Raw genomic sequence first — 9,405 nt, 5'->3', positions numbered from 1 at the left:
GTGTCACCGCGACGGACGGTGTAGCTGTCGGGGTGATCGGCACGAAGCTGTGCGCCGGCCGCATAGACGGCCACGGTGACCAGCATGCCGGCCAGCAGCCCGATGGACTTTCTGATCATAAACGGGAATCCCCCTCCCCCTGCGCTCGGGCGAGTGTAACCGAAGCATTAACCCAAGCAACACCGCACCAGTTGGCAAAATCGTGCGCCGACAGCACGTTGAAGCACGTACAATATCCACATTCTAGACCGCGGCCGGGGTGGCTTTTTACCAATTCGCCCGCATTTCCGGCGTCCGAGGTGAGTATCCATGTCTGTCCTGACCATTCTTGAATTCCCCGACCCTCGACTGCGCACCAAGGCCACGCCGGTAACCGAGTTCGATGCTTCATTGAAGCAGTTCCTCGATGACATGTTCGAGACGATGTACGCCGCCAATGGTGTCGGCCTGGCCGCCACCCAGGTCAACGTGCACAAGCGCGTGCTGGTGGCTGACATGAGCGAAGAGCGCGACCAGCCGCTCGCCTTGATCAATCCCGAGATCCTGGAGAAGGACGGCACCCAGGTGTACCAGGAAGGCTGCCTGTCCTTCCCCGGCCTGTTTGCCGACGTCACCCGCGCCTTGCGCGTGAAAGTGCGCGCGCAGGACGTGGCAGGCAAAACCTTCGAACTGGACGTGGAAGGCCCGCTGGCCGTGTGCATCCAGCATGAAATGGATCACCTGGCCGGCAAGGTGTTCGTCGACTACCTGTCGCCGCTGAAGCGCTCGATCCTGCTCAAGCGCCTGGAGAAACAGCGCAAGCAGGCTGCGAGCGCGTGAGAGTCGTTTTTGCCGGCACACCCGAATTTTCCGTTCCCTGCCTCGAAGCCTGCCGCGCCAGCGGCGCCGAGGTCGTCGCTGTCTACACGCAACCGGATCGTCCCGCTGGCCGTGGGCGCAAGCTCACGCCGAGCCCCGTAAAGCAGGCGGCGCTGGCCGCGAACCTGCCGGTCGAACAGCCTGAAACACTCAAGACCGCCGAAGCGCGCGCCGCGCTGGAAGCCTACCGGCCCGACCTGCTGGTCGTCGTGGCCTACGGCTTGATTCTCTCGCGCAAGGTGCTGGCGATACCGCGCCTGGGCTGCTGGAACGTGCATGCGAGCCTGCTGCCGCGCTGGCGTGGCGCGGCACCGATTCAACGCGCGATTCTGGCTGGCGATAGCGAATCCGGTGTCGACCTGATGCAGATGGAAGCCGGTCTCGATACCGGCCCGGTGCTGCTGGAGCGCCGCACGCCGATCACGCGCGAGGATACCGGCGGCTCCTTGCATGACCGGCTGTCTTTGCTCGGTGCGGAGGTGCTCGCGGAAGGTCTGCGCCGCACGCTTGCGGGCGAAATGCTGCACGCCACACCGCAATCGGACGAAGGCGTGATGTACGCGCACAAGCTGGAGAAGGCCGAAGCACGGCTCGATTTCTCGCGCCCGGCGTTGGCACTCGAACGACAAGTACGTGCCTTCGATCCATGGCCGGTGGCAGAAGCTCATGTTGCCGACGAGAACGTGCGCATCTGGGCGGCACGCGCCATCGATCAGCAACACAGCGTCACGCCCGGCCGTGTGATCGGCGCACAACGCGACGGCATCGACATCGCCTGCGGCGAAGGCGTACTGCGCGTCACCGCCCTGCAACGCGCCGGCGGCAAACGCATCAGCGCCGCCGATTACCTCAACGCCCGCCCCGAACTGCGCAGCGCCCGATGAACGACACACGTGCCCTCGCCGCGCAAGCGCTGGCGGATATTGCGCTGCGCGGCGTGTCATTGCGCGAAGCAATGGATCAACGCGCGCCGAAACTGCGCGATCCACGCGATCGCGCCTTGTTGACCGCCTTGTTGAGCGATGGCGCACGCTGGTGGCTACGCTTCGATGCCGCGCTCGATCGCCTGCTCGACAAGCCGTTGCGCCGGAAGGAACCCGAAGTCCATGCGTTGCTGGTGCTGGGCCTGGTGCAGCTGGACGTGCTCCAGCTGCAGGATTACGCCGCGGTCGCTGCCACCGTCGAAGCCACCCGTGCACTCAACCGTCCTCGCCTGGCCGGGCTCGTCAACGCGGTATTGCGCCGCTGGCAACGCGAGCGAAGCACGCTGCTCGCCGAACTGGATGCGCAACCATACACGCGCTACGCCCTGCCACCGTGGCTGGTGCAAGCCATCGCCACCGATTGGCCCCAGCAAGCCGCAGCGGTGTTTGCCGACAGCGATCGCGAGCCGCCGCTCATGCTGCGCGTGAATCGACGGCGCACATCACGCGAGGCATTGATCGAACAGCTTCGCGCTGCCGGCTATACCGCCGACACGCATCCCTGGCTGGCCGATGGCATCGTGCTGCCGCATAGCAGCGACGTCACGCGCATGCCCGGCTTTGCGCCAGGTTTTTTCGCCGTGCAGGACGGCGCTGCGCAGGTGTCGGCCGATCTGCTCGATGTGCGCGACGGCCATCGCGTGCTGGATGCCTGCGCCGCCCCGGGCGGCAAAGCCTGCCATCTGCTGGAACGCGCGGATGTGGCACTGACGGCGGTGGAGTTCGATGCCGCCCGTGCCGCACGAATTGGACAGAACCTGGAGCGGCTTGGCTTGCAGGCCGAGCTGCGCGTGGGCGATGCCGCCGATCCTTCCGCGTGGTGGGACGGCAAGCCATACGACCGCATCCTGATCGACGCGCCCTGTTCCGCCACCGGCGTGCTGCGCCGCCGCCCCGACGTACGCCTGCATCGGCGCGCCAGCGATATCGAAACTTTGGCCGCACAGCAGCAGCGCATTCTTGCGGCGCTGTGGCCGTTGCTGGCGCCGGGCGGAAAGCTCGTTTACGTCACCTGCTCGTTGTTGCGCGCGGAGAATGAAGCGGTGATCGCGGCGTTCCTCGCTGGCCGCGAGGGGGTGCATGTCGCGCCAGTGTCATTGCCGGTCGGGCAAGCTGCCGCCATCGGCTGGCAGATCCTGCCCGGCGATGGCGATCTCGACGGCATGTACTATGCCGTGCTTGAACGTCGCTGACCTTCAGCCTCTTATGAACCTCCCCCGCTCCCCTCCGGCGAGAGGGCCGGGGTGAGGGGCGAATCTTGCGGCAAACCTTCATCAGGCATCGCCACTTTGTAAACGACGTCGCGAAACATATGGGATCTATGGCCAGCGCAGCCCCTCACCCCAACCCTCTTCCCCACGCGGAGAGGGCGCTTGAAGGACAAGACCGCCGCCAATTCTGGCTACTCGCCTTCTTCGCCATCCTGATCCTCAGCGTCGGCATCGGCCTGCGTGATCCCTGGCCTTCCGACGAACCGCGCTACACGCTCGCCGCCAAGCAGATGGTGGAAAGTGGCGACTGGCTGTTCCCGCACCGCGGCGTCGAACTGTATGCGGACAAGCCGCCGATGCTGATGTGGCTGGAAGCGGCTAGCTTCGAGCTGGTACGCAGCTGGCGAGTCGCGTTCATGCTGCCATCCTTGCTCGCCGCGCTGGGCACGCTGTGGCTGATCTACGACCTCGGCAAACGCCTGTGGAATCCCAGGGTCGGCCGTTACGCGGCGATGGGCGCGCTGATGTGCATCCAGTTCGTGTTCCAGGCCAAGCGCGCGCAGATCGACCCGCTGGTGGTGTTCTTCATCACTGCGGCGAACTGGGGCCTGTTGCGCCACCTGTTATGCGGACCCGACTGGCGGCTGTACTGGCTCGGCTGCTTCTGCGCGGGCCTGGGCGTGATCACCAAGGGCGTGGGCTTTCTTGCCGTACTGATGCTGCTGCCTTACGCGTGGGCCGTGCTGCGCCGCTGGAACGGCATTGCCGCGATCGATGACGGCACCTGGTGGCGCTGGTTGCTCGGCCTGGTATGCCTGCTGCTGGCCATCGATCTCTGGTTGATCCCGATGCTGCTGGCCGCACGCGCGCATGCCGGCGATCCGACGTATGCGGCCTACGTCCACGACATCCTGTTCAAGCAGACCGCGCACCGCTATGCCAATGCCTGGCATCACCTGCATGGACCGTTCTTCTATTTGCCGTTGATGCTCTACAACTGGCTGCCGCTGTCGCTCACCTACCCCGGCACGCTGCCGCGCTGGTGGCAGGCGCTGAAGGCGAAGGATGCGCGCATCCTGCTGCCGCTGGGCTGGATCGTACTGGTGTTCCTGTTCTTCAGCGCCTCGGGCGGCAAGCGCGACGTGTACATCCTGCCGATCGTGCCGATGCTGGCGCTGATCACGGCACCGTATCTGGACGAGATGCTCGCCAAGCGCTGGCTGCGCGCGCTCGGTGCGATCTTCCTGCTGCTGATCGGCGGCGGCATGCTGGGCTTCGGCGTGTATGCTCTGGTCACGCACCCGGCGTTCGCCACCAGGCTTGCTTACGATCGCGGTTTCGAAGGGGCGGCGGACAGCCTGTGGTGGATGTGCATAGTGATCGGCGCCGCGCAATGGCTGGCGCTGGCGATCTTTCGTGTTCGCCGCGTGCACTGCGCCGTAGCCGGCGGCATGTTCGCGCTGTGGATGGTGTGGGGCCTGTGGGCCTATCCCCTGCTCAACGACAGCAGTTCCTCGGTCGGCCTGATGGATCGCGTCAGCGCACACTTGGGTCCGCACGATGAAATCGGCCTGGTCGACTGGAAAGAGCAGAACATGTTGATGCTCGACCGCCACGCCACCGACTTTGGCTTCAGCGCGCCCACCTCGCTGCAATTCATGCTCGGCGTGCAATGGCAAGCTGCTGCGCCGGCCACGCGCTGGCTGTTCGTGCAGGAGCCGGCGATGGGCAACTGCGTGGATCGCCGCAAGGCCATCGACGTCGGCCATGCGAATCGTCGCGACTGGTGGCTGTTCAAGGCCGATGCGGTGATCCCCGGTTGCATGCCGTCGAGCCATGACGATGAACCGGAATAGTTGCGCATGAACGGTATCGGCAAATGGCTGCAGCATGTTGGGCGCGTGCAAAGAACCCTGCTCGACGCCAAACCTTCCAGCGCCGCGTTCCGGCTGGAAGCAGGGATGCTTGCCGTCGTGGTGTTCGTGCTCCATCAGCTTATCGAGTGGTTGGTGGCGGTGCTGTTCAATCATCACGTGTTCGACACCTGCAGCTGGGATTGCCTGCGCTACGTCACCGTGGCCGAGCACGGGTACCCGACGTCACCCACAGCCGTCGACCATATGGAGAACTGGGCGTTCTTTCCCCTGTTTCCCTTGCTCATACGCGCTACGACGATGTTGACTGCGTTGCCCGCGCCGGTTGCTGCCATCGTGCTGGGCAAACTGCTGTTCCTGGGCTCCATCTACGCTTTCATTCTCTTCGCCGGGAAATACCGCGCATCGATTCCCGCTTATTACGCGGCACTGATCGTGGCCTTGAGCCCTTACGCCGTATATGGAAACAGCGGCTATACCGAGCCGCTGTTCCTGCTTTTGAGCTGCATCTTCTTCGTGTTCCTCAAGGATCGGCGCTACCTCGCCTGCGGCCTGATCGGCATGCTGCTTTCGGCTTCGCGCGTGCAGGGTGTGCTGGTCGCCGTGTCCTATGCGCTGGTGGTGCTGCCGCAGTTGCGCACCGCTACCTGGGAACAGCGCAAGGAAATGGTATTGGGCGGCCTGTTGATTCCGCTGGGCATGGGCTTGTTCATGCTTCATCTTTACCGCGTGACCGGCGATGCGCTCGCCTTTCTCCACGTGCAGAAGGCGTGGGGGCGCATCTTCGGCAACCCGCTGACCGTCATCGCCGATGGCATCCACAAGGGCACCATCCACCTGGACTGGGCGTTGATGTCGCTGGGAGCCGTGCTGGCCGCGCTGCTGCTGATCGCCCTGCGCGATACGGCGCTGGGCGTGTTCTCGCTGTTGAGCGTGTTGATTCCGCTGTCTTCCGGGCTGCAGTCGATGCCCCGCTACATCTGGTGGCAGGCGCCGCTGCTGCTGTTGCTGGCACAGGCCATGAAGTGGCGCGGCGTACGCTTCGTGCTGATTCCTTTGTTCATCGCCGGGCTGGTGTACATGTACCTTGCCTGGATGATGGTGAAGTCCTGGACCACATGAAACGACTCTACCCTGTACTCATTTTGGCGCTGCTCGCGTTTTACGCCATGCTGGCCTGGGATGCCTTCCATCCTGCCGTCAGCACCGCATACCGACAGATCTACCTGGAGTCGTAAGCAGGTGCCAAACCCTATTCAAGCGACGCATTGCCAGCTGATCGGCCGCGACAACGGCGCGGGACTCAGCCGTGACCTGGCTTTGCTTGCGCAAAACTTGCTTCGCGTGGGTGCGCACGTGGAAACGGCGGCGCTGCCGCATCGCGGGCGCCTGGCCGAGTGGATCACGCAATGGCGTCTGCTGGGCCGCGCGCAGGCGTTCGATCTCAACCTCATGCTCGAGCGCATCCGGCCCGAATACCTGCGTGCGGCACGGCGCAATGTGCTGATTCCCAATCCGGAATATTTTCGCCCGCGCGACCGCGCCGTGCTGCACCGCATCGATGCGGCCTGGGTGAAGACGCGCCACGCCGAGCGGCTGTTCCGCGCACTCGGCACGCCCGTGCGCTATATCGGCTTTGCCAGCATGGATTGCCTGCGCGCCGACGTGCCGCGCCAAGCCGGCTTTTTCCATGGCCCCGGACGCAGCAACAACAAGGGTACGCAGGCGCTGCTCAAGCTATGGGCCGAACACCCGCAATGGCCCACGCTCACCGTGGTGTGGCGGCGCAAGCGAACCGGACCCACCGAAACCATGCCCTTGCCCGCCAACGTCCGGCTGATCCGCGAACACCTGGATGACGATGCTTATCGCCGCCTGCAAAACACCTATCGTTTCCACCTGTGCCCGTCGCAGACCGAAGGCTATGGACACTACATGGTGGAAGCGATGAGCTGCGCCGCCGTGGTGATCACCCTGGACGCGGAACCCATGCACGAACTGGTCGCACCAGAGCGCGGTATTCTGGTGCCGGCACAGCCGTGCGGGCAGCAGGATCTCGCCACTTTGTACGGCTTCGAGGCGAACGATATGACGGCAGCGATCGAACGCTGCATCGCCATGTCCAACGCCGAGGCCGAGGCGCTAGGCACGGCCGCCCGCCGCTGGTATGACGACGAAATGAGGGCTTTTCCGCGACGATTGAGCGAGGCGCTGCAGACCTGACCTGTCCAGCCATCTTCCCTCCACGTTCTTCGACTAGTTTGCCGCCCTCTCCAACGCGAGTCCCCTGCGTGCACGAACAAACCCACCCGAGCCAGAAGCGCTATTGGATACTCTCCATTCTGCTGGCCTGCATGCCACTGTGTTTTGCGGTGCCCTATAAAGCCAAGGTACTGCTGATCGCCGTGCTGTGGGTGAGCGGGCTGGTGCTGCTGGCGACCCGCCGCGACATCCGGCAGATCTACGGCAGGATCGGCGCCATCGCGCTGGTCTGCGTGCTCAACATCCTGTACACGGCGGTGAACATCGCCAGCCATCACTCGGGCTGGGCGGCGTTCGACATGCCCAGCCAGGAACTGCTGTTCCTGGGCATGGCCGCGGTCTTTGCGCTGCCGCTGCGCTGGAGCCTGGTGTGGGTGAGCTTCAGCCTCACGGCCTGCCTGCTGGGCGGCACCAGCGTCGTGCAGTATTACTTGAACGGTGTCGATCGTCCCTACGGGCTCAACAACGGCGAATGGGGCGCGATTGAATTCGCCATGTTCCTGCTTGTGCTCGCCCTGCTCGCGGTGATCCAGCTGATGCGCAAGCAAACGTCCCGGCCCGAACGGGTGGTGCATGCGCTGGGCGCCGGCCTGGCCGTGTATGGGGCGCTGCTGAGCCAGAGCCGCGGGCCGTTGCTGGCTTTTCTCGCCATTTTCATTGTGTTGATGCTGATCCACGGCAAACGCGTCGGCCAATGGCGGCTCACGCTCTCGGTGGTCGCCGTGCTGTTTACGAGCGTGGCGCTGGTCTCGGTTTTCGTGCAGCCACAAATCATCGAGCGGTTTGCCCAGGCACACACGGAGGCGGACAGCTATGACTCCCGGCACGACGCCGTCGGCTCGGTGCGCGAACGCCTTGAACTATGGCGCACCGCGAAACATGCGTTCGAGGAACACCCGCTGGGCGGTGTCGGTAGCGGCCAGTTCGGCCAGTATGTCCGCGAGCAGGTGCGGCTGGGGCACAGCAACGAATCCATCGTGCAATACGAGCACGCCCACAACGAATACCTGGAAGCGGCCGCCACCGGCGGCATACCGGGGCTGATCCTGATCGTGCTGCTGCTAGGCGTGCCGCTGGTCTATTTCCTTCGCCACGTCATGGCTGCCGACGAAGGCACCGCCGCCGCGGCCATGTGCGGCTTCGCGGCGAGCGGCACGTATGCGCTGTGTGCGCTGACCGACAACGTGTTCTACCGCGCCATGCCGCATTCGCTGTATTTCTTCCTGGTCATCGGGCTTGCCGTGCTGGTGGCGCGGCGGCGGCGTAGCGCCTGACCATGGCCCGCATCAACCTTATCGCCTGGGATAATTCCCGCGGCCTGAGCCACGACCTGCGCTTGCTGCAACAAACCCTGCAGGCGCTGGGTCACCAGGTGACGTTCACCGACGGCGGCCCCAAGCGCAAGCATGGCGCCTGGAAAGCCCGCTGGCTGCGCGTGCGCATGACGGTGCGGTGGCTGTTGAGCATGGGCCGCCAGCCGCGCCGCTTCGACATCAATATCTTTCTCGAGCACGTACGGCCGCATGCGCTCAAGCTCGCGCGCCGCAATGTGATGATTCCCAATCCGGAATGGTTCTCCGAACGCGACCGCCGCTGGCTGCCGCGTTTCGATGCCGTGTTCACCAAGAGCCATGCCGCCACCGAAACGATCCGCGAGTGGGGTTATCCGGTCACCCACATCGGCTTTCTGAGCATCGATCGCTACGATCCGCAGGTACCGCGCGAGCCGGTGTTTCTGCACTTGGCCGGCGCCAGCCGCATGAAGGGCACCGAATGCCTGCTGGCGGTATGGCGCCGTCATCCGGAGTGGCCTCGCTTGATCGTACAGCAATCGCCCGCCACGGCGACGGTTGCCGAGGGCCCCGCGCCGGCGAACCTGGATCATCGCATCGGCTATCCGCGCGATATCGCCGAGATCGCGCGCCTGCAAAACCGTTGCCAGTACCACCTGTGCCTGTCCGAAGCGGAAGGCTGGGGGCATTACATCGTCGAAGCGATGGGCTGCGCCGCGCTGGTGATCACCTGCGACGGTCCACCCATGAATGAACTGGTGCGACCCGACCGCGGCGTGCTGGTGCAGGCGCAGGATGCCGGCGCGCTGAACGCCACCCATCGTTATCTGTTCGACGAAGCCGCCCTGGAAGCGGCCATCGAGCGCATCGTGCGCATGCCCGACGCGGAGCGCGACGCCATGCAGCAGCGCGCGCGCGCCTGGTT

Annotated in this window: 8 protein-coding genes and 1 pseudogene; 8 read left to right on the top strand and 1 reads right to left on the bottom strand. The window is 64.6% G+C overall.

What is annotated here, in order from left to right:
- Positions 1 to 119: pseudogene (locus VMA74_RS10665) on the bottom strand (peptidoglycan-binding protein); the annotation flags it as partial.
- A gap of 190 nt (positions 120 to 309) precedes the next feature.
- Between VMA74_RS10665 and def the strand changes: the two are divergent.
- The 8 genes from def to VMA74_RS10625 form a co-directional block, all read left to right on the top strand.
- The gene (gene def / locus VMA74_RS10660) at positions 310 to 819 is read left to right on the top strand and encodes a peptide deformylase (RefSeq protein WP_325366739.1); all 510 of its coding nucleotides are present in this window, start codon (positions 310 to 312) and stop codon (positions 817 to 819) included.
- Positions 816 to 1,742 (top strand): methionyl-tRNA formyltransferase, encoded by a 927-nt coding sequence (gene fmt / locus VMA74_RS10655; RefSeq protein WP_325366738.1) that lies wholly within the window; start codon positions 816 to 818, stop codon positions 1,740 to 1,742. The genes def and fmt overlap by 4 nt, the downstream gene beginning before the upstream one ends.
- Complete coding sequence (rsmB, locus tag VMA74_RS10650) at positions 1,739 to 3,034, top strand: 16S rRNA (cytosine(967)-C(5))-methyltransferase RsmB (protein WP_325366737.1); 1,296 nt, start codon at positions 1,739 to 1,741, stop codon at positions 3,032 to 3,034. The genes fmt and rsmB overlap by 4 nt, the downstream gene beginning before the upstream one ends.
- A gap of 128 nt (positions 3,035 to 3,162) precedes the next feature.
- On the top strand, positions 3,163 to 4,908 hold the full coding sequence (locus VMA74_RS10645; protein WP_325366736.1) for a glycosyltransferase family 39 protein: 1,746 nt from the start codon (positions 3,163 to 3,165) through the stop codon (positions 4,906 to 4,908).
- A gap of 6 nt (positions 4,909 to 4,914) precedes the next feature.
- A complete protein-coding gene (locus VMA74_RS10640) occupies positions 4,915 to 6,048 on the top strand; it encodes a mannosyltransferase family protein (RefSeq protein WP_325366735.1) in 1,134 nt (377 codons plus the stop codon).
- A gap of 120 nt (positions 6,049 to 6,168) precedes the next feature.
- On the top strand, positions 6,169 to 7,149 hold the full coding sequence (locus VMA74_RS10635) for a glycosyltransferase (protein ID WP_325366734.1): 981 nt from the start codon (positions 6,169 to 6,171) through the stop codon (positions 7,147 to 7,149).
- A 68-nt stretch (positions 7,150 to 7,217) separates the two neighbouring features.
- Positions 7,218 to 8,462: an O-antigen ligase family protein gene (locus tag VMA74_RS10630; RefSeq protein WP_325366733.1), complete on the top strand. Its 1,245-nt coding sequence runs from the start codon at positions 7,218 to 7,220 to the stop codon at positions 8,460 to 8,462.
- A 2-nt stretch (positions 8,463 to 8,464) separates the two neighbouring features.
- A partial coding sequence (locus tag VMA74_RS10625; protein ID WP_325366732.1) for a glycosyltransferase occupies positions 8,465 to 9,405 on the top strand: 941 nt, incomplete at its 3' end.

It is taken from the genome of Dyella sp., from assembly GCF_035508675.1.
Taxonomy (GTDB): Bacteria; Pseudomonadota; Gammaproteobacteria; order Xanthomonadales; family Rhodanobacteraceae; genus Dyella_B.
This window is presented reverse-complemented; position numbering and strand designations above follow the sequence as displayed.

Bases quoted from the DNA above. Each gene is read 5' to 3' on its own strand.
- def (WP_325366739.1), top strand. From the start codon at position 310: ATGTCTGTCCTGACCATTCTTGAATTCCCCGACCCTCGACTGCGCACC.
- rsmB (WP_325366737.1), top strand. From the start codon at position 1,739: ATGAACGACACACGTGCCCTCGCCGCGCAAGCGCTGGCGGATATTGCG.
- VMA74_RS10640 (WP_325366735.1), top strand. From the start codon at position 4,915: ATGAACGGTATCGGCAAATGGCTGCAGCATGTTGGGCGCGTGCAAAGA.
- VMA74_RS10645 (WP_325366736.1), top strand. From the start codon at position 3,163: ATGGCCAGCGCAGCCCCTCACCCCAACCCTCTTCCCCACGCGGAGAGG.